Origin of the sequence: Dietzia papillomatosis NBRC 105045 (assembly GCF_001570845.1) — a bacterium.
GTDB lineage: Bacteria > Actinomycetota > Actinomycetes > Mycobacteriales > Mycobacteriaceae > Dietzia > Dietzia cinnamea.
Genome location: NZ_BCSL01000005.1, coordinates 52,043 through 71,855 on the forward strand (window position 1 = coordinate 52,043; position 19,813 = coordinate 71,855).

The following is a 19,813-nucleotide window of genomic DNA, read 5'->3' on the forward strand; positions in this document are numbered from 1 at the left end:
CACATCAGGCGGTCCGCTGCCGACGACGCGGGCCGGGACAGGGGAGCAGATGTCGAGGCGACGCATCAGGGAGTACAGAGGCAAGGTCTGCGTGGTGACGGGCGCGGCCAGCGGGATCGGTCGGTCGACGGCGATCCGGCTCGCCCGTGAGAGGGCCCGTCTCGTCCTCACCGACCGTGACGCCGACGGGCTGGCATCGGTCGAGCAGGCCTGCCGCGACGCGGGTGCGCCCGTCCTGGCCGCCGAGGCGCTCGACATCACCGACCACGACGCGGTCCTCGTCTTCGGCGAGCGCGTCATCGCCGCGCACGGGGCCCCCGACGCGGTCTTCCACGTCGCGGGCAACTCGGCATGGGGTCGACCAGACCTGCTCGAGCACCGCGTGTGGCGGTCGATGGTCGAGGTCAACCTCATGGGCACCGTCCACGTGGTGGAGGCGTTCGTGCCGGCCATGATGACGGCCGGTAAGCCCTCGGCCCTCGCCCTGGTCTCCTCGGCCGCCGGTCTGCTCGGTCTGCCGTGGCACGCCGCCTACAGCGCCGCCAAGTTCGGCATCCGCGGGATCGCCGAGGTGCTGCGCTTCGACCTGGCGCCCTACGACATCGGGGTCCACCTGGTCTGCCCCGGCGGCGTCGACACCCCGCTGGTCGAGACTATCGAGATCGCGGGCGTCGACCGCTCCACCCCTGAGGTCGCCAAGACAGTCGACCAGTTCCGGCGTCACGCTGTCACCCCCGACGAGGCCGCCGAGAAGATGCTCGAGGGGGTGCGGAAGGGCCGCTACATCGTCTACACCTCGCCGGACGTCCGCGTGGGGTTCGCGGCCCAGAGGTTCGCCCCGCCGCTGTACAACCTGGCGATGACGCTTCTCAACCGCCGGATCACCAAGGTCGGACAGGGCATCCTCCCGTGAGGGGGATGGAGACCCTCCGCGACGCCGCCATCCTGCTGGCCCGTGTGGGCATCGGCGTGGTCTTCGTCGCGCACGGGTGGCAGAAGTTCTTCACACTCGGGTTGGCGCGGGTGGGGGAGCAGTTCGCGGGCTACGGCATCCCGCAGCCGGAGGTCACCGCGGCGATCGTCGCCGGGGTCGAACTCGTGGCCGGGGTCGCTCTCGTCGCGGGACTGCTCACCCCGCTCGCCGGGATCCTCCTCGGAGTGGACATGTTCGGCGCCCTGTACTTCGTCCACGCAATCCACGGCCCGTTCGTCACCCAGAACGGCTGGGAGCTCGTCGTGGCGCTCGGCGTGGGGGCGCTGCTCATCGCCGCGGTCGGCGCCGGCAGGTTCAGTATCGACAGGGTGCTGGGCGGCTGACGCCGCCGCCGGCGCCGCCGCGGCCGCAGGAGGTCGCTCAGCGGTGCCTTACTCGGCCGCCATCGCGCGCATCGCCGAGACCGGCAGGCCCTCCGGGTAGGGCGCGTCGATCCCGGCCTCGTCGAAGGCCTTGCGGATTCGGCGGCGCAACTCCCGCTCGGTGGCCCACTGCGCGTTGGCCTGCGTCACGGCGGTCATCCGCAGCGACCAGAAATCTGCGTCCAGCGCGTTGACGCCCTGCAGTTCCGGCCCGGAGATGAGGTTCGAGGCGATGGGCTCCTCGGCCGCCGCCTGCTTGGCGGTTTCGATCGCCACGGTGCACGCTCGGTCGACGTCGGCGGTGTAGGACACGGGGATCTCGAGGAACGCCACGCCGAAGTCCTGGCTGTAGTTGCCGACGCGGGCGATGTCGCCGTTGCGGCAGTACCACAGGGTGCCGTGCAGGTCGCGCAGCGAGGTGATGCGCAGGCCGACGTGCTCGACGGTGCCCTCGGCCTCGCCGAGGTCCACCCAGTCGCCGACGCCGTACTGGTCCTCGAAGAGCATGAACAGTCCGGACAGGAAGTCGCGGACGAGGGTCTGGGCGCCGAAGCCGAGGGCGACGCCCACGATCCCCGCGGAGGCGATGAACGGCGCGACGTTGACGCCGAGTATCGCCAGGGTCTGCAGGACCACCCAGACCAGGACGACGAACGACACGAGCGACTTGAGCACCGAGCCGATGGTCGCCATCCGCTGGGCCCGCCGCTGCGCGCGGCGCTGCTCGGCCCGCACGTGCTCGGCGTCGCGGCGGCGGTTGTGCTTCTTCAGGCTCGCGGCGGTGAGGCCCCCGCTCTCGTCCGCGCTGACGTCGCCGTCGTGGCCGTCCGTGTCGTGCGCCGATCCGGCCTCGTCGTCGCGCCGGTCGGACCTCTCCTGGCGGCGTCGCCGCCACCCGGAGACCGACCCATCTCCGGAGGGGGCGGTGACCCGGTCGATGCCGCGGTGCAGCAGCCAGCGCACCACCAGGGCCAGCACGATGTAGATGGCGATCGTGACCGGTTTCTCGACCAGCCACTGCTGGGTCACGTCGCTCATCGGGAGATCGGCGAAGGGAATGGGTAGCTCGTTCACCTCCGCGACGCTACTGACGGCCCGGCGGGTCCGTCACCACGAAATGGGGGCCCGGGCGCGATGCACAGCGGCTGCTCAGGACGTCCGGGGCGGGCCGAGGCGGCCGATCAGCGCCAGGACGGCAACCAGAGCTGGTGATTCCACTCGGTCTGCGTGATCGGCAGCCCCGCGAGTATCGGCAACATGTAGATGAAGTTCACGATCACCAGGGCGAGGTACACGCTCACGATCCCGCGCCCGATGAGTTGGCGCCGGCGGGAGTCGGTGGCGCTGCCGGCGATCTCGCCGAGCACCAGCGCGATGAGCATGACGAAGAACGGCACCATGACGGAGGCGTAGAAGAAGTACATCTGCCGGTCGTGTTGGAAGAACCAGGGCAGATACCCGGCCATGTAGCCGACCAGCGGAAAAGCGTAGCGCCCGTCGCGGGAGACGACCGCGCGCCAGAACGCCCACGCCAGCACCGGGATCGCCAGCCACCAGATCGCGGGCGTACCGATCAGCATGATCGCGCGGACGCACGTGGTCTCACCGCACCCGACCACGCCCTCGCCCTGCTCGACGTAGTAGAGCATCGGCCGGAGGCTCATGGGCCAGGTCCACGGCTTGGACTCCCAGGGGTGCCGGTTGCCGGCGGACGTGGTCAGCGAGGAGTGGAAGTCCAGGACCGACGACTGGTAGTACAGCCACGACTGCAGTGCGTCGGGTAGCCAGGTGTCGGCGACCTTCTCGGGGACGGCGTGCCGGTACACGGAGTTCTCGCCCGCGAACCACGGGAGCCACGTGAACAGGTGCAGGGTCGCGGGCCAGATCACCAGGGTGAGGAAGGCAGGCACCGCGTCGCGCAGCAGCGCGCCGGCGAGCGGGCGGTGGACGCCGTAGCGGCTGCGCAGGGCCCAGTCCCAGGCGACGGTCATGAGGCCGAAGAAGGCGATGAAGTACAGGCCGGACCACTTCACGCCGAGCGCGAGGCCGAGCATCACGCCGGCGGTGAACCGCCACCAGCGGAACCCGAGGCGGGGGCCGAGCTCGGAGAGGTGGAGCCGGCCCTCGAGCGCGGCGCGGTGCATGCGACCGCGCATCTGGTCGCGATCCACCAGCAGTGCGCCGGCGGCGGCCACGACGAAGAGCACCTGGTAGATGTCCAGCATGCCGATGCGGGAGGTCACGAAGGTGACGCCGTCCAGACACAGCAGCAGGCCGGCGACGAACCCGAGCTGGGTGGAGCGGGTCAGCCGCCGGGTGATACGCATGACCATGAGCACCACCAGCACCCCCGCCAGCGCGGCGGTGAACCGCCAGCCCATGGGGGTGTAGTCGAAGAGCAGCCCGCCGAGGGACTGGATCTGCTTGGCGACGGGCGGGTGGACGACGAGGCCGTAGGCGGGGTTCTCCTCGATGCCCAGCCGGGCGATGTCGTACGACTGCGGCGCGTAGTGCTTCTCGTCGAAGACGGGGGTGCCCTTGTCGGTGGCCGAGGCCAGCCCCCAGAACCGCGAGACGAACGCCAGGACCAGGATGACGCCGGTGACGATCCAGTCGCGGGCCGTGTCGACCGGGCCGGTGTCGGGGGCGGGCAGCGGACGTCCGGGGGACCGCACGCCGGGGGTCGAGGTCACGAGCCGAGCATAGTGTGGCGCCTGCGCCGCCAGGGGACACGCCTCACCCGGCGGATAGGGTGGTCGGCATGACGTCCGGACGTGTCGTGTTGGCGGCCACCCCCATCGGGAACCCGGGTGACGCCTCGGATCGCCTGCGCGACGTGCTGGCCACGGCGGACATCGTCGCCGCAGAGGACACCCGCCGCCTGCGGTCGCTCGCGACGGCCCTGGAGGTCACCATCCGCGGCCGGGTGATGAGCTACTTCGAGCACAACGAGGCGGGCCGCGTGCCCCAGCTGGTCGACCGGGTGCGCGCGGGTGACGTGGTGGCGGTGGTGACGGACGCCGGGATGCCGGCGGTGTCGGACCCCGGGTATTCGCTGGTCGTGGCGTGTATCGAGGCCGGGCTCCCGGTGACGTGTCTGCCGGGCCCGTCCGCGGTCACCACGGCGTTGGTGCTCAGCGGGTTGCCGGTCGACCGATTCTGCTTCGACGGCTTCCCGCCGCGGCGGGCCGGCCGGCGCCGGACGTGGTTGGCTCGGCTGGCGACCGAGGAGCGCACGTGTGTGTTCTTCGAGTCCCCGCACCGCCTGGCCGACACGCTCGCCGAGGCCGCGCAGGTCCTGGGCGCTGACCGCCGGGCAGCGGTGTGCCGGGAGTTGACCAAGACCTACGAGGAGGTCCTGCGCGGGACCCTGGGTGAGCTGGCCGAGCGGACGGCGGGCGGCGTGTTGGGTGAGATCGTCGTGGTGGTCGAGGGTGCCGACGCCGCCGGGTCGACCGCCACCCTCGAGGACCTCGTGGAGGTCGTCGAGGAGCGGGTCGAGGCGGGGGAGCGGCTCAAGGACGCCTGCGCCGCCGTGGCCGAGGGGTCGGCGGTGACCAAGCGGGACCTCTACCAGGCCGTGCTCGACTCACGCGCCTGAGGGGCGGGGCGGCTCAGAGCCAGGGCGCGGGCCCGCCGCCCCAGGTGAACGCCGCCTTGTGCACGCATTCGTCCCATTCGGCGTCCGGGTCGGAGTCGATGGTGATCCCGCCGCCCACCCCGAGTTCGCAGCGGCCGTCCGGCGCCACCTCGAGGGTGCGGATGGCCACCGCCAGGTCGAGGGTGTCGGCGGTCGCGAACCCGTAGGTGCCGCAGTGCAGGCCGCGGGACCGCGGCTCCCAGCCGGCGATGAGTTCCCGGGCACGTTGCTTGGGGGTCCCGGTGACCGAGGCGGGCGGGAAGGTGGCGGCCACGAGGGCGTCGTGGTCCACCGAGGTCCGCGCCGTGACGGTGGAGACCAGGTGGTGGACGCCGGGCGCGGGACGGACGGCGAGCAGGTCGGACACCCTCACCGAACCCACGTCCGCCACACGTCCGAGGTCGTTGCGTGCGAGGTCGACGATCATGATGTTCTCCGCGACGTCCTTGGCGGAGGCGAGGAGCTCGGCGGGGTCGCGGTCGGCGGGCACCGTGCCCTTGATGGGGCTGGTGCGGACGTCGTCGCCGGTGCGTACGAGGAACTCCTCGGGGGAGAAGGCCAGCACCGCGCCCCACTCGCCCTCGAGGTACGCCGACCGCGCGGCGGGGGCGCGGCGGGCCAGGGAGAGGAAGGTCTCGAGCGGGTCCGCGCGGAGCCTGCCGTCGAGGCGGGTGCTCAGGCAGGTCTGGTAGACCTCGCCGGCGCGGATCGCCTCGAGGCAGTCCACCACGGCACGTCTGTGCGCGCGTCGGTCGGGGGCGGCCCAGGTGAGGGGGATGCCGACCTCGTCGTCGTCGCCACCGTCGTCGCCGACGCCCTCGTCGTCACCGGTGCCCCCGGATGACGGCGGCCCGTACCGGCGGACCACCTCGTGCGGGTCGGGGGCGGTGCCGTCGCCCCGCCACCGGCCGTCGGGGGCGAGCGTGAGCCTGCCGGTGGCCGTGCCGCGGACCGCCGCGGGCAGGAGGGGGGCGTCGTCCGGTACGTGGTCGGGGAAGGAGCGGAACCCGACGACGACGAGGTCGCCGGCCACCGAGAAGACCTGCTCGGGCCGGGTCGGCCGCAGGTCCACGGACGGGATGATCACCGCCGGGGAGCCGCACCAGTCGCCGAGGAACGCCGCCGGGGGACCGATCCCGAGGGCCCGCGACCGCTCGTGGAGGGCGCGGAGGAGCGCCGGCACGGTGGGGGTGGAATCGGGCACCGTCCGATCGTGCCACCCCGGGGCGTCGAACCCGCGCCAGGGTCCGATAAGCGCGTTATTATCTTGCGCTCACCTTAGATTGTTGACAGGGTTCGACGTATGCCAAAGTCACGAGAGAAAGCTTTCGACGCGTCGAATGACGCCCCAGAGGACCCTGTGCGCGGGCCCCGTCCGGGCGTCGACTTCGCGGTCCTCGTGCCCACCACGATCATCGCGCTCATCGTGGTGCTCTGGGGCTCGTTCTACACGAATTCGTTCGAGAACGCCGCCGGTGAGGCGTTCTCGTTGGTGGTGGACACGGTGGGATGGCTGTTCATCCTCGTCTCGACCACAGTCGTGGTCTACGCGATCTACCTGGCCCTGTCCCGGTTCGGCGGCATCCGCCTGGGCGGTGACGACGAGAAGCCGGAATTCTCCACGCGGTCGTGGATCGCCATGATGTTCGCCGCGGGTATGGGCATCGGGCTGATGTTCTACGGCGTGTCCGAGCCGCTCACCCACTTCCAGGAGCCGCCGCCGGGGCACGAGCAGCAGTACGACGTGGCCATGGCCACGACGACGTTCCACTGGACCCTGCACCCGTGGTCGATGTACGCGATCGTCGGGCTCGCGCTCGCGTTGGCCGCCTACCGCTTCAAGCGCGGCCACCTCATCTCCCAGGCCTTCGTCCCGCTCATCGGCGAGAAGCGGGCCGCGGGGTGGATGGGGAGAGTCCTCGACATCGCGACCATCCTCGCGACGATCTTCGGCACCGCCGCCTCGCTCGGCCTGGGCGCCCTGCAGATCCGCGCCGGGCTCAACGAGACCGGCGCGGTCAGCGGTGGCGGCATCGCCCTGGTCGTGGGCGTCATCGTGGTCCTGGGCCTGGTGTTCCTCGCCTCGGCTGCCTCCGGAATCAGCCGCGGCGTCCAACTGCTGTCGAACGTCAACCTCATCCTGGCGGTGTCGCTCGCGCTGTTCGTGGCGATCTTCTCCGGCGCCCTGTTCTTCATGCTCGACCTCATCCCCACCACGATCGGCACCTACTTCTCGAACTTCTTCGACATGGCCTCGCGCACCGCGGTGAGCGAGAACGGTGAGGCCGCCGAATGGCTCTCCGGGTGGACGGTCTTCTACTGGGCGTGGTGGATCTCCTGGTCGCCGTTCGTGGGCATGTTCCTGGCCCGCATCAGCCGTGGGCGCACCGTGCGCGAGTTCATCATCGGCGTGGTCCTGATCCCCAGCACCCTGTCGGTGATCTGGTTCTCCATCTTCGGAGGCTTCGCGCTTTATCTCGAGGAGGCCGGACGCAGCGTCTTCGGCGACGGGTCACTCGAGCCGCAGCTGTTCAACCTGCTCCGCGAGCTGCCGCTCGCGCCCGTGCTCATGGTGGTGGCGATGGTCCTCATCGCCATCTTCTTCATCACCTCCGCGGACTCGGCGTCGATCGTCATGGGCGGCATGGCTCAGCGCGGCGTGGAGGAGCCGACCCGCTGGCTCGTCATGCTCATGGGGTCGTTCACCGCCGCCGTGGCGATCATCATGCTCGTGGCCGGTGACGGTGGCGGCGACGCCCTGTCGAGCCTGCAGAACATGACGATCATCGCCGCCTCGCCGTTCGTGCTGGTGCTGATCGCGCTGTGCGTGTCCATCCACAAATCGCTCTCGCGAGATCCCGCGGCCGAGGCGGCCTGACGCGACCCCGGGGGCGCGCCGGGCGTGCGGGTGTACGCCCGGCACGGCCCCCGCGGACGTGACCACTAGTCTGTAGGTATGGCGAAGACAGTCCTCACCGCGGTCGCATGGCCGTACGCGAACGGCCCCCGACACATCGGACACGTCTCGGGGTTCGGGGTGCCGTCGGACGTCTTCTCGCGCTACCAGCGCATGGCCGGCAACGACGTGCTCATGGTCTCCGGCACCGACGAGCACGGCACCCCGTTGCTCGTGCAGGCCGAGAAGGAGGGCGTGCCCGTCCAGGAACTCGCCGACCGCTACAACCGCGTGATCGTCGACGACCTGGCCGGGCTCGGCCTGAGCTACGACCTGTTCACCCGCACCACCACGCGTAACCACTACGCGGTGGTGCAGGAGCTGTTCCGCGGGCTGCACCGCAACGGCTACATGGTCGCCAAGACCACCACTGGCGCGGTGAGCCCGTCGACGGGGCGCACCCTGCCGGACCGCTACATCGAGGGCACCTGCCCCATCTGCGGCGACGACGGCGCACGCGGCGACCAGTGCGACAACTGCGGCAACCAGCTCGACCCGGCGGACCTGAAGAACCCACGCTCGCGCATCAACGGAGAGACTCCGAAGTTCATCGAGACCGAACACTGGTTCCTCGACCTGCCGGCGCTGGCCGACTCGCTGGGGGACTGGCTCAAAGGGCGCGAGGAGTGGCGGCCCAATGTCCTCAAGTTCTCCCTCAACCTGCTGGAGGACCTGCGCCCCCGCGCTATGAGCCGCGACATCGACTGGGGCATCCCCATCCCCGTGGACGGCTGGTCCGACCGCGGCGACAAGAAGCTCTACGTCTGGTTCGACGCCGTGGTGGGGTACCTGTCCGCGTCCATCGAGTGGGCGTGGCGCGCCGGTGAGCCCGAGGCGTGGCGCCGCTGGTGGACCGACCCCGAGGCCGTGTCCCACTACTTCATGGGCAAGGACAACATCACGTTCCACTCCCAGATCTGGCCAGCCGAGCTCATCGGCTACGACGGCCGGGGCGCCCGCGGCGGTGAGCCCGGGGCGCTGGGCGCGCTCAACCTTCCCACCGAGGTGGTCTCGAGCGAGTTCCTCACGATGTCCGGGTCCAAGTTCTCGTCCTCGCGCGGCGTCGTGATCTACGTCCGGGACTTCCTGGCCGAGTTCGGCCCCGACGCGCTGCGCTACTTCATCGCCGTGGCGGGGCCGGAGAATCAGGACACCGACTTCACCTGGGACGAGTACGTGCGCCGCACCAACGCCGAGCTCGTGGGCGGCTGGGGCAACCTGGTCAACCGCACCGTGTCCATGGCGCACAAGAACTTCGGCGAGATCCCGCGGCCGGGCACCCTCACCGACCTCGACGCCGAGCTGCTGCGCGACGCCGAGTCCGCGTTCGCCACCGTCGGCGCGCACCTCGAGCGCTCCCGGTTCAAGGCCGGCGTCACCGAGGCCATGCGGATCGTGGGCGCGGCCAACCGCTACATCGCCGCCACCGAGCCGTGGAAGCTGGCCAAGGAGCCCGAGCAGCGTGAGCGCCTGGGCACCGTCCTGCACACCGCGCTGCAGGTGGTCTCCGACGCCAACACACTCCTCACCCCGTACCTGCCGTCCGCCGCGCAGCAGATCCACGGCGCGATCGGTGGGCAGGGCGTGTGGGCCGCCGCGCCGCAGGTCCACGAGGTCACCGACGACATGCCGGTCGAGCTCGTCGGCGAGGGCCTGCCCGCCGCCGGACGCACGTACCCGGTGATCATGGGGGACTACGCCGCCGAGCAGGCCCGCTGGGGACGCACCGCGATCGCCCCCGGCACGCCGCTGGCCAAGCCGAGCCCGCTTTTCGCGAAGGTCGATCCCGAGCTGGCCGAGACCGGGCCGACCTGGGCGCCCATCCAGCATCCGACCGACGGTGGGGAGGGCTGAGCGCCCGCCATGGGTAAGCGCAAGTCCCGCCCGACCCCTGTCCTGCCCGAGCGGCTGCCCGGGCTCGTCGACGCGCACACGCACCTGTACTCCTGCGGGCACCGCACCGCCGACGAGGTGCGCGCGGCCGCCGACAGGGCCGCGCTCGCCGGCGTGGCCGCCATGGTGACCGTCGGCGACGACCTCGCCGAGTCCGAGGCGGCGGTCGCCGCCGCCGAGGCCGACGAGCGGGTCTACGCCGCGGTCGCCGTGCACCCCACCCGCGCCCGCGAGACCACCGATCCCGAGCACGGCGAGCAGGTGCGCGAGCGCCTGCGCGAGCTCGCCGCCCACCCCCGCGTCGTGGCGGTGGGAGAGACCGGCCTCGACCACTACTGGGTGGGAAAGATGGACGACTGCGCGGACCCGGCCGAGCAGGAGGAGTCCCTGCGCTGGCACGCCGGGCTGGCCGCCGAGCTGGGCAAGTGCCTGATGATCCATAACCGCGAGGCCGACGCCGACCTCATGCACGTCCTGGGCGAGGTCGCCGGCCCCGACTCCGGCATCCCGCACGTCATGCTCCATTGCTTCTCCTCGCCGCTGGACGTCGCGGAGGAGGCGTTGGCGCGCGGGTACGTGCTGTCCTTCACGGGCAACGTGACGTTCAAGGCCAACGAGCACCTGCGCGAGGCCGCCCGCCTGGCGCCCCCCGGACAGCTGCTCGTGGAGACCGACGCCCCCTACATGGCCCCGGAGCCGTTCCGGGGGGCTCGCAACGAGCCGGGTCTGGTGGGATACACCGTCCGGGCGATCGCGGAGGTCCGCGGGCAGTCGCCGGAGGACCTGGTCGCCGAGGTCGCCGACACCGCCCGCGCCGTGTTCGGCCTCACCGTCTGACCCCCTTTTCGAATCCGCTACCCTCCGCCGGGATCCGCTAGTCCTACAGGGGTAGCGGTTGTCGAGTCCGGGTAGCGGATCTCGAGGGGGCTGCCGGGAGGGCCTGCCCTGCGGGGTTAGGTGGGAGGGGCTGCCGGGAGGGGCCCGTGTGACTCGAGGTACGAACGGGGCTCGCGGGGATCGTGTAACGAAACGTGACCTGAATCCCTTGTCGTCGTCGTCACATCAATGCACGTCAGGGGGTGGCGCGTTGCCGACGCTCCACCGCCTCGTTACGCTACCGTGATGAAACGCGGACGGCCGTACGGCCGTTCACGGGCGATACGAGGAGAGAACCGACCAGTGGCTGACGACGCACGGACCGACACCCCCACGGGCACCCGACCCGACGGGACGCGGGGCCTGCTCGACCCCATTCACCGACTCCACGGATCCCGCTCCACCATGCTGCGGCTGTCCGTGGCCGGGATGCTCACCACCCTCGTCGTGGGCGGCGTCGCGGCGCTGGACCAGCGCACCACCTACACCCTCGAGGTCGACGGCGAGCAGGTCGAACTGGTCACCTTCAGCTCCGACGTGCGCGCCGCGCTCGCCGACGCCGGCTACAGCGTCGACGACCGGGACGTGGTGATCGCGCCCGGCGACAGCATCGACGACGGCGACACCGTCACCCTGCTGCGCGCCCGGCCCGTCACCGTCGAGGTCGACGGTCGCAGCGAGCAGGTCTGGACCACCGCCACCACCGTCGCCGACCTCGTGGCCGAGCGCGACGACGTCCCGCCCCGCAGCTACGTCAGCCCGCGCATCGACGCGGACGTCCCGCTCGACGGCACCACCGTCTCCGTGGTGACCCCGCGCGAGGCGCTGCTGTCCGACCACGGCGGCCCCGCCACCCCGATGGCCTCACCCGGTGAGACGGTCGGGCAGTTCCTCGAGCGCGCCGGCATCACCCTCGGCCCGCTGGACACTGTCACCCCGGCCCCGGACGCCCCCGTCGAGCCCGGCACCGAGGTCACCATCACCCGCGTGGCCGTCGCCGAGGAGACCGCGGTCGAGCAGTTCAAGGCCCCCGAACAGACCACCGAGGACCCCGAGGCCACAGAGGGCGAGCGCACGGTCGTCGATCCCGGTGCTCCCGGCGAGCGCGAGGTCGTCTACACGATCACCCGCGTCAACGGCGTCGAGACCGAGCGCGCCCGCGGCGCGGAGAAGGTCCTCACCGAGGCCCGCCCCGCCGTCATCCGCGTGGGCACCAAGCCGAAGCCCTCCGCGCCGGCCGTCTCGAACGGCGGCGTGTGGGACTCGATCGCCCAGTGCGAGTCGGGCGGGAACTGGAGCATCAACACCGGCAACGGGTACTCCGGCGGGCTGCAGTTCGCCGCCGGCACCTGGACCGGCCACGGTGGCGGCCAGTACGCGCCCAGCGCGCATCTCGCCACCCGCGAGCAGCAGATCGCGATCGCCGAGAAGGTCCAGGCCTCGCAGGGCTGGGGCGCCTGGCCCGCCTGCACCGCCAAGCTGGGACTGCGCTGACCGGCCCGGACGCGACCTTCCGCGGGGAGGCCGAGCCACTCGGTCCGCAGGAGGTGCGCGCACTCGCCGCCGAGCTGGGCGTCACGCCCACCAAGACCCTGGGCCAGAACTTCGTCCACGACGCCAACACGGTCCGCAAGATCGTCACCGCGTCCGGTGTGGGCCGCGACGACACCGTGATCGAGGTCGGCCCCGGTCTCGGGTCGCTGACCCTGCCGCTGCTCGACGCCGCCGGACGCGTGGTGGCCGTGGAGATCGATCCGGTCCTCGCCGCGCGGCTGCCGCGCACGGTCGCCGAGCGGGCGCCGCGGCTGGCCGAGCTGCTCACCGTCGTGGGCGCCGACGCCCTGGCCGTGTCCGCCGCCGACCTGGGCGAGCCGTCGCCCACCGCGCTCGTGGCGAACCTGCCGTACAACGTGTCGGTGCCCGTGCTCCTGCACCTGCTCGCCGAGGTGCCCACCCTGCGCACGGCGCTCGTCATGGTGCAGCTCGAGGTGGCCGACCGCCTGGCCGCCGCGCCCGGCTCCCGCGTGTACGGGGTGCCCAGCGTCAAGGCCGGGTTCTTCGGTACCGTCCGCCGCACCGGCGTGGTGGGCCGCAACGTCTTCTGGCCCGTGCCCAACGTCGAGTCCGGCCTCGTGCGTATCGACGCGTACCCCGAGGCGCCGTGGGACCTGGGCGCCGAGCATCGCCGGCGGGTGTTCGCCGTGGTCGACGCCGCGTTCGCGCAGCGGCGCAAGACACTGCGTGCCGCGCTGTCCGGCTGGGCGGGCTCCGGCGCGGACGCCGAACTCGCCCTCACCGAGGCCGGGGTCGACCCGCGGGCCCGCGGCGAGCAGCTCACCACCGCCGACTTCGTGCGCGTCGCGGCGGCGGCGGCGCGGCTCGGGATCGGGCCGGGGCACCGCGAGCCGTAGGCTGGTGGTCATGCCCCGCGACGTGTTCACCCCCGACGGCGCGCGCGCCGTGACGGCCGTCGCCCCCGCCAAGATCAACCTCCACCTGGGCGTCGGCGACGCCCGCCCAGACGGCTTCCACGACCTGCTCACCGTCTATCGCGCCGTGGACATGTGGGAGCGCGTCACCGTGTCGTTCGCCGGCGGCGCCGCCGGGTCTGGCGACGACGACGAGATCACCGTCACCGGGCCGGGGGCCCCGCAGGTGCCCACGGACCGGACCAATCTCGCGGCCCGGGCGGTCGACCTGCTCCGCGAGGAGGCGGGGTCGGATGCCCGGATCGCCATCCGGATACACAAGGGCGTCCCCGTGGCCGGCGGGATGGCCGGCGGCAGCGCGGACGCCGCGGCCGCGCTGGTGGCCACGGACCGGCTGCTCGGTCTGGGACTCGGCCGGGCGGCGCTGGAGGAGCGGGCCGCACGTCTGGGCAGTGACGTGCCGTTCTGCGTGCGGGGCGGCACGGCGCTCGGCACCGGGCGCGGCGAGAAACTCGCGACGCTGCTGCACGCGCGCGCCGAGCAGCACGTCGTGGTGGCACTCGCCGCCGGCGGACTGTCCACCCCGAGGGTGTTCGCCGAACTCGACCGGCTGCGCGCGGAGCGGTCCGTGCCGCGTGCGGGCGGCGTCGAGCCGCTCGTCGAGGCCCTCGCCGGCGACGACCCCGCAGCCGTCGCCGCCCTGCTGGCCAACGACCTGGAGCCCGCCGCACTCTCGCTGCGGCCCGCCCTGCGCAAGACGCTGCGCACCGGGCAGGAGGCCGGCGCCCTGCACGGCATGGTCTCCGGCTCCGGCCCCACCTGCCTGTTCTTCTGCTCCGACCGCGACCACGCGATCGCCGTGGCCGCGGAGATCAGCGAGTCCGGCGTCGCCCGCGAGGTGCGCGTCACCCGCGGCCCGGTCGGCGGCGCCCACATCATCAGCGACGACCCGTCCGGCGTCACCGGCCCCGGCGTCGACTCCACAGGAAAGTAGAGATGGCCCCCACCAACCTCATCAACCTCGAGCAGGGATCGATCTCCTTCGGCATCCGCCAGGTTCTCGACAACGTCTCCCTGGGCGTCAACGCCGGCGACCGCATCGGCGTCGTCGGCCTCAACGGCGGCGGCAAGACCACCCTCCTGGAGATCCTCACCGGCGTCGCCGAACCGGACTCCGGGCGCGTCTCCCGCGTCTCCGGCCTGCGGATGGCCGTGGTCACGCAGCGCACCGAACTCGCCGCCGACACGGTGGGGGAGGCCGTCGTCGGCGGGCTCGGGCTGGCCGTCCACGAGTGGGCGGGGGACGCCCGCGTCCGCGCGGTCCTCGACGGCATCGGCATCCACGACCTGGGGCTCGAGACCCCCGTCGCGGACCTGTCGGGCGGCGAGCGACGGCGGGTGTCGCTGGCCGCGGCCCTCGTGCAGGACCTGGACCTGCTGGTCCTCGACGAGCCGACCAACCATCTCGACGTCGAGGGCGTCCAGTGGCTCGCGGACCACCTCGTCGGGCGATCGAGCGCGCTCGTCGTCGTCACCCACGACCGGTGGTTCCTCGACACGGTGGCCACCCGCACCTGGGAGGTCGTCGACGGCCGCGTCGAGCAGTACGAGGGCGGCTACAACGACTGGGTCTTCGCGCGCGCCGAGCGCGACCGGCAGGCCGCCGCCACCGAGTCGCGGCGGCAGAACCTCATGCGCAAGGAGCTCGCCTGGCTGCGCCGCGGCGCCCCCGCCCGCACCTCCAAGCCCCGCTACCGCATCGAGGCCGCCGAGGCGCTCATCAAGGACGTGCCGCCGCCGCGCGACTCCCTACAGCTGTCGAGCTTCGCGGCGCGGCGGCTGGGCAAGGTCGTGGTGGAGCTCGAGGACGCGCGCCTCGACGCCCCCGACGGGCGCACCCTCGTCGACGACCTCACCTGGCGGCTCGCGCCCGGCGAGCGCATCGGCCTGGTCGGCGTCAACGGCTCCGGCAAGACCACTCTGCTGCGCGCCCTCGCGGGGGCGGCTCCGCTGGCGGCCGGCCGGCGCAAGGAGGGCAAGACCGTTCGCATCGGCTGGCTCAAACAGGAGCTCGACGACCTGCCGCTCGACCAGCGCGTGCTGGAGGCGATCGAGGACGTCGCCACCCGCGTGGCGTTCGGCAAGGACGAGCTCACCGCGTCGCAGCTCGCCGAGCGGCTCGGCTTCTCTCCCGCCCGCCAGCGCACGCCCGTTGGTGACCTGTCCGGCGGGGAGCGGCGGCGGCTGCAGCTCACGCGGGTGCTCATGGACGAGCCCAACGTGCTGCTGCTCGACGAGCCCACCAACGACCTCGACATCGACACCCTGCGGCAGCTCGAGGACCTGCTGGACGGCTGGCCCGGCACGATGGTCGTGATCTCCCACGACCGCTACCTCGTCGAGCGCATCTGTGACTCCGTATGGGCGCTGTTCGGCGACGGCCGGCTGACCAACCTGCCGCGGGGGATCGACGAGTACCTCGAGCGCCGTCGCGCCGCCGGGGCGGCGGGGGACTCGGGGAAGGTGTCGCGCGGGCCCGTCGGGGGTGCCTCGGCCGGCGCGGCGGGCTCCGGTGGCGCGGCGGCCGGCGCGGGCTCCGGCCTCAGCTCCGCCGAGGAGCGCGCGCTGACCAAGGAGATGTCCAAGATCGAGCGCCAGATGGGCAAGCTGGACTCCCGCGAGGCCGAACTCCACCGCGCGATGGCGGCGGTGTCCGAGGGCGTCATGGACACCGAGAAACTGGCAGCCCTCGATCGCGAGCTCAAGGACGTCTCCGCGGAGAAGGACGCGCTCGAGGAGCGGTGGATGGAGCTGGGCGAGCAACTCGAGGGCTGAAGCGCGGCGGTCCAGCTCGATCCCGTCCCTGCCTCCCGCTTCGGGCCGCGATCTCTGGCTCCGCCCTCCGTCCCGGCCGGCGGTTTCCGACACGGCGCCGGCTAGCCCCGTTTTGGCAGTACCCACGCACATTGTGGCCGCACCGAAGTCGGGATTTCCGCCGCGATACCGCCCTCACTGCTGCCAAACTTATAGATCGACGCGCGGAGGGGCGCCGGGTGCCCGGGCTGTCGATACTCCGGCGGGATGTCGGGGTGCCCGGGCTGTGGATACTCCGGCGGGATGTCGGGGTGCCCGGGCTGTGGATACTCGTCCACATCATCCCCAGGCGCCCTCTCTCGCGCTGTTCGCAGCAGATCCGGGACCGAAGATCGTTCTCGTGGACAACAGATTCTCAGGCGCGCCGTTCCTGGGTAGCGAGGCTCTGGCCGCGGGCCGGGTGTCGCGCCACGAACTGCGGGCCTTCCACCGACGCGTCTTCCCCGGCGTCTACGTCAGCGCGGCAGCGGCTCCCGACCCGGACACTCTCCTCGCTGCGGCGGCATTGTGGGCGCCCGCGGGAGCGGTGGCGTGCGGTATGGCCGCGGCGCGTCTTCATGGCGAGCGGTGGTTCTCGCCCCGGTCGCTGTCGCGCGAGGTGGAGCTGTACACGCGCTCGCCCACGCACGACCCGCCGGGCATTCGTAGCCGGAGACTGCGCGAGCCCCTACCGCCTGAGCAGGTGGTCGTTCGCTCGGGAATTACTGCGACCAGCGTCTTGCGTACGGCGGTCGATCTGGCGAGGTGGGAGGACGACGACGACACAGCGATCGCAAAGATCGATGCTGTCTGCAATCGATCGCGAACCGAGGTGGACGAGGTCCGTGCATTCGCGGCGGCATTGAGCGGTCTTCACGGGCTGCGGCGGGTACGTGGTCTCCTCCGCTCGTGCGACCACCTGGCCGATTCTCCGCAGGAAACCCGGCTCCGGCTGATCATCGAGAGATCGCATCTGCCCGCAGCCGTGCCGCAACTGAGAATTTATAACGAGTACGGGGCCCACGTGACGATCGCGGACTTCGCCTACCCGGAGGAGCGGGTGGCCATCTTCTATGACGGAACGCTGCACCGGCGCGGGTCTACCTGGGAGCACGACGCCCGGGTGAACGCCGAGTTGGCGGAGCTCGGATGGCAGGTCATCCGCGTGACGGCGCAGATGCTCAGGGATCCCACTACGGTGCTCCGTCAGATCGAGAGCGCTCTTGCACGGGGCCGATCAGTGCGCTGAGGTCGATGTGGTCTGCATATCCTGCCAGCCCGGAAATTGGCAGCAGTCAGGGCGGGGAACTGGCCGATTCGCCTGCGTGACTGCTGCCAGAAGTGACGTCAGTGCTGCCAGATCAGCGTCAGCGAGTGGGTGGCGCGCGGCGCGGCTGGCTCCGGGCCCGCGGCGGGTCGGTGAGCGACAGCGGGTTCGAACAGTGGTCAACCGGCGGCGGAGAGGATCGCCTCCCGGAGGTCGTCGGTGTCGGTGAGATCCGACAGGACGGTGTGGGCTCCGGCGGCGGCGAGGTCGTCAGCGGTCACCCGGCCGGTCGCGACCGCCACGCAGCCGGCTCCCGCGTCTAGTGCGCCCCGGACGTCGTGGACGTGATCGCCCACGACCACCGCGCGCGCCGGCGACACGTCGAGCCCGCGATCCCCGGCCGCGGCGACCGCCTCCCTGACGAGGTGCGCGCGGTCGGCGTGGTGATCACCGAAGGCGCCCAGGTCGGGGTCGGGCAGCCCGTCGAACCCGCAGAGCCGCAGTTTGAGCAGCGCGGTCCGGCGCATGTTGCCCGTGACGATCCCCTGGTGCAGCCGCGGGTCCGCGGCCAACGCGGCGACCGCCTCGTGGGCTCCGGGCAGGGGACCGCCCCCACCGGCCAGGAGATCGCCGGAGAAGGTCTCGCACCGCCGGGCCACGGCGTCCATCAGGGAGGTGACCACCTCGTCGTCGTGCCCGCTCATCCCGTTCAACTCGAGCAGGTCGGTGAGGATCGCGCGGTCGGTCCGCCCGGCGAACGACGCGCCGAGTACGGGCTCGCGACCCAGGAAGTCGGCGAGGGTCGGCGTGATCATGCGGGAACCGAAGCCGGCCGGATCGAGCAGGGTGAGGTCGAGGTCCCACAGGACCAGCACGGCGGTCACGCCTCGCCCGACCCCGCTCCGCCCGGCCCGGCGCCCCACGCCGCACCATCCCGGCCGACGCCGTCCGACCCCGCCTTCGTGAACGTCTGCATCAGCGGCGCGAGCCAGGTGTTGAGGAAGGCGCGCAGGTCGTCGTCGGAACGGGCGGCGGGCGAGTCGAGACACAGGACCGACCATCCGACGTGGATGCCGACATCGGTGACGAAACCCAGCCTCCCGGCCAGCTCCGGGAAGCGCTCGGCGGCGGGGGCGAGGAGCGCGATGCAGTACTCATGCGTGCGGGCGGCCGCGCCCGGGTCCGACACGGGGTCGGTGCCCCCGCCCACCGCGAGCACGCGCAGGAGCGGGTCACCGAGAATTCGGTTGCGGACCTCCACCGCGATCCCCACGATCAGCTCGAGCGGCGAGTCCGAGTTGTTCAACAGGTCCGCGAAGGCGCCGGTCATCATGGTGAGCCGCTCGGCGACGGCCTCGGAGACGAGTTCCTCGCGGGAGCCGAAGATGGAGTAGATGGTCTGGCGGCTGACATTCGCCTGCTTGGCGACCGCCGCGATCGTGACGCCGCCGAAGCCGGCCCGCCCGATCACTTCTCGGGCGGCCTCGAGGATCGAATCACGGGACCGCATCTTCTTACCTTAGAAGACAAAGCCGACGTCGCGTCGCACGATTCGGTCGAGGGACCTCTCGGCGTCGATCGGCTCGGTGAATCGGGTGGCCCGGTGGCCGCGGGCCCGTAGGATCGTGCCCATGAGCGACAAGAAGTCGTCGGACAAGGGCGGCGCCAAGAAGAAGGACCGGCTGCCGAGCGGGCTGGAGAAGCTACCGAAGAAGGCCTACGAGTCCGAGCTGAAGCGGCTGCAGGCCGAGCTGGTGGAGATGCAGGCGTGGCTGCGCGAGACCGGCAACCGGCTGGTGGTCGTGTTCGAGGGTCGCGACGCCGCGGGCAAGGGCTCGGCGATCAAGCGCATCACCCAGTACCTCAACCCCCGGCACGCCCGGGTGGTGGCGCTGCCCGCACCGACGGAGGTGCAGCGGACCCAGTGGTACTTCCAGCGCTACATCGAGCACATGCCGGCGGCCGGGGAGATCGTGATCTTCGACCGGTCCTGGTACAACCGGGCCGGGGTCGAGCGGGTGATGGGCTTCTGCACGACCGACGAGTACCGCCGGTTCCTCCACCAGGCCCCGATCTTCGAGCGGCTGCTGGTCGAGGACGGGATCATGCTCCGCAAATACTGGTTCTCGGTGTCCGACGAGGAGCAGGAGCGCCGTTTACGCTCGCGGCACTCCGACCCGATGCGCCGCTGGAAGCTCTCGCCGATGGACCTCGAGTCCATCACGCGGTGGGAGGAGTACAGCCGGGCGAAGGACGAGATGTTCATCCACACCGACATCCCCGAAGCCCCGTGGTTCACCGTCGAGTCGGAGGACAAGAAGCGGTCGCGGATCAACGTCATCTCGCACCTGCTGTCCACGGTGCCGTGGGAGCAGCTCGAGCCGCCGGAGCTGGAGATCCCCGAGAGGCCGGAGCGCAAATGTTACGAGCGCCCGTCGCGCGAGGAGTTCAAGTACGTCCCCGACGTGGCCGCGCGTCTGCTGAAGGGGTGAGGTCGCCGGGGCGTGGGGGGCATTGAGGTAGGAGTTCCTAGTATCTGCGGG

Annotated in this window: 17 protein-coding genes; 12 read left to right on the top strand and 5 right to left on the bottom strand. The window is 71.6% G+C overall.

What is annotated here, in order from left to right; translation table 11 throughout:
• Positions 1-49: 49 nt before the first annotated feature.
• Together DPA01S_RS02585 and DPA01S_RS02590 are read left to right on the top strand one after the other, a co-directional pair.
• A complete protein-coding gene (locus DPA01S_RS02585; protein WP_061229791.1) occupies positions 50-913 on the top strand; it encodes an SDR family oxidoreductase in 864 nt (287 codons plus the stop codon).
• 5 nt (positions 914-918) lie between these two features.
• A complete protein-coding gene (locus DPA01S_RS02590; RefSeq protein ID WP_061229790.1) occupies positions 919-1,317 on the top strand; it encodes a DoxX family protein in 399 nt (132 codons plus the stop codon).
• 48 nt (positions 1,318-1,365) lie between these two features.
• Here DPA01S_RS02590 and DPA01S_RS02595 read toward each other — a convergent pair whose 3' ends face one another.
• Complete coding sequence (locus DPA01S_RS02595; RefSeq protein ID WP_061229789.1) at positions 1,366-2,394, bottom strand: mechanosensitive ion channel family protein; 1,029 nt, start codon at positions 2,392-2,394, stop codon at positions 1,366-1,368.
• A 143-nt stretch (positions 2,395-2,537) separates the two neighbouring features.
• A complete protein-coding gene (locus tag DPA01S_RS02600) occupies positions 2,538-4,049 on the bottom strand; it encodes a dolichyl-phosphate-mannose--protein mannosyltransferase (RefSeq protein ID WP_061913822.1) in 1,512 nt (503 codons plus the stop codon).
• A gap of 68 nt (positions 4,050-4,117) precedes the next feature.
• Here DPA01S_RS02600 and rsmI point away from each other — a divergent pair, with 68 nt between their 5' ends.
• Complete coding sequence (gene rsmI / locus DPA01S_RS02605; RefSeq protein WP_061913824.1) at positions 4,118-4,957, top strand: 16S rRNA (cytidine(1402)-2'-O)-methyltransferase; 840 nt, start codon at positions 4,118-4,120, stop codon at positions 4,955-4,957.
• A 13-nt stretch (positions 4,958-4,970) separates the two neighbouring features.
• On the opposite strand, the gene DPA01S_RS02610 is transcribed toward rsmI, so the two are convergent.
• Positions 4,971-6,200 carry an aminodeoxychorismate synthase component I gene (locus DPA01S_RS02610; RefSeq protein WP_061913826.1) on the bottom strand — a complete coding sequence of 410 codons (1,230 nt, stop codon included), beginning with the start codon at positions 6,198-6,200 and terminating at the stop codon, positions 4,971-4,973.
• A 156-nt stretch (positions 6,201-6,356) separates the two neighbouring features.
• On the opposite strand from DPA01S_RS02610, the gene DPA01S_RS02615 reads away from it, so the two are divergent.
• From DPA01S_RS02615 to DPA01S_RS02650, 8 genes are all read left to right on the top strand, one after another.
• Entirely contained in the window at positions 6,357-7,874 is a 1,518-nt protein-coding gene (locus DPA01S_RS02615; protein WP_232302970.1) for a BCCT family transporter, read from the top strand.
• Positions 7,875-7,952: 78 nt separating this feature from the next.
• On the top strand, positions 7,953-9,806 hold the full coding sequence (metG, locus tag DPA01S_RS02620) for a methionine--tRNA ligase (RefSeq protein WP_061229786.1): 1,854 nt from the start codon (positions 7,953-7,955) through the stop codon (positions 9,804-9,806).
• Positions 9,807-9,815: 9 nt separating this feature from the next.
• Positions 9,816-10,682 carry a TatD family hydrolase gene (locus DPA01S_RS02625; RefSeq protein WP_061913830.1) on the top strand — a complete coding sequence of 289 codons (867 nt, stop codon included), beginning with the start codon at positions 9,816-9,818 and terminating at the stop codon, positions 10,680-10,682.
• 342 nt (positions 10,683-11,024) lie between these two features.
• Complete coding sequence (locus DPA01S_RS02630) at positions 11,025-12,215, top strand: resuscitation-promoting factor (RefSeq protein WP_061913832.1); 1,191 nt, start codon at positions 11,025-11,027, stop codon at positions 12,213-12,215.
• The gene (gene rsmA, locus DPA01S_RS02635; RefSeq protein ID WP_061913923.1) at positions 12,212-13,132 is read left to right on the top strand and encodes a 16S rRNA (adenine(1518)-N(6)/adenine(1519)-N(6))-dimethyltransferase RsmA; all 921 of its coding nucleotides are present in this window, start codon (positions 12,212-12,214) and stop codon (positions 13,130-13,132) included. Before DPA01S_RS02630 ends, rsmA begins: the two co-directional genes overlap by 4 nt.
• A 10-nt stretch (positions 13,133-13,142) precedes the next feature.
• On the top strand, positions 13,143-14,144 hold the full coding sequence (locus DPA01S_RS02640) for a 4-(cytidine 5'-diphospho)-2-C-methyl-D-erythritol kinase (RefSeq protein WP_061913925.1): 1,002 nt from the start codon (positions 13,143-13,145) through the stop codon (positions 14,142-14,144).
• 2 nt (positions 14,145-14,146) lie between these two features.
• Positions 14,147-15,985: an ABC-F family ATP-binding cassette domain-containing protein gene (locus DPA01S_RS02645; RefSeq protein ID WP_061913835.1), complete on the top strand. Its 1,839-nt coding sequence runs from the start codon at positions 14,147-14,149 to the stop codon at positions 15,983-15,985.
• Positions 15,986-16,364: 379 nt separating this feature from the next.
• Complete coding sequence (locus DPA01S_RS02650) at positions 16,365-17,252, top strand: DUF559 domain-containing protein (RefSeq protein WP_061229853.1); 888 nt, start codon at positions 16,365-16,367, stop codon at positions 17,250-17,252.
• Positions 17,253-17,449: 197 nt separating this feature from the next.
• On the opposite strand, the gene DPA01S_RS02655 is transcribed toward DPA01S_RS02650, so the two are convergent.
• Positions 17,450-18,154 (bottom strand): HAD hydrolase-like protein, encoded by a 705-nt coding sequence (locus DPA01S_RS02655; protein WP_061913927.1) that lies wholly within the window; start codon positions 18,152-18,154, stop codon positions 17,450-17,452.
• Positions 18,151-18,780, bottom strand: a complete 630-nt coding sequence (locus tag DPA01S_RS02660; RefSeq protein WP_061913837.1) for a TetR/AcrR family transcriptional regulator — start codon at positions 18,778-18,780, stop codon at positions 18,151-18,153. The genes DPA01S_RS02655 and DPA01S_RS02660 overlap by 4 nt, the downstream gene beginning before the upstream one ends.
• Before the next feature lie 121 nt (positions 18,781-18,901).
• Between DPA01S_RS02660 and ppk2 the strand changes: the two genes are divergently transcribed.
• The gene (gene ppk2, locus DPA01S_RS02665) at positions 18,902-19,762 is read left to right on the top strand and encodes a polyphosphate kinase 2 (RefSeq protein ID WP_061913839.1); all 861 of its coding nucleotides are present in this window, start codon (positions 18,902-18,904) and stop codon (positions 19,760-19,762) included.
• Positions 19,763-19,813: the final 51 nt, after the last annotated feature.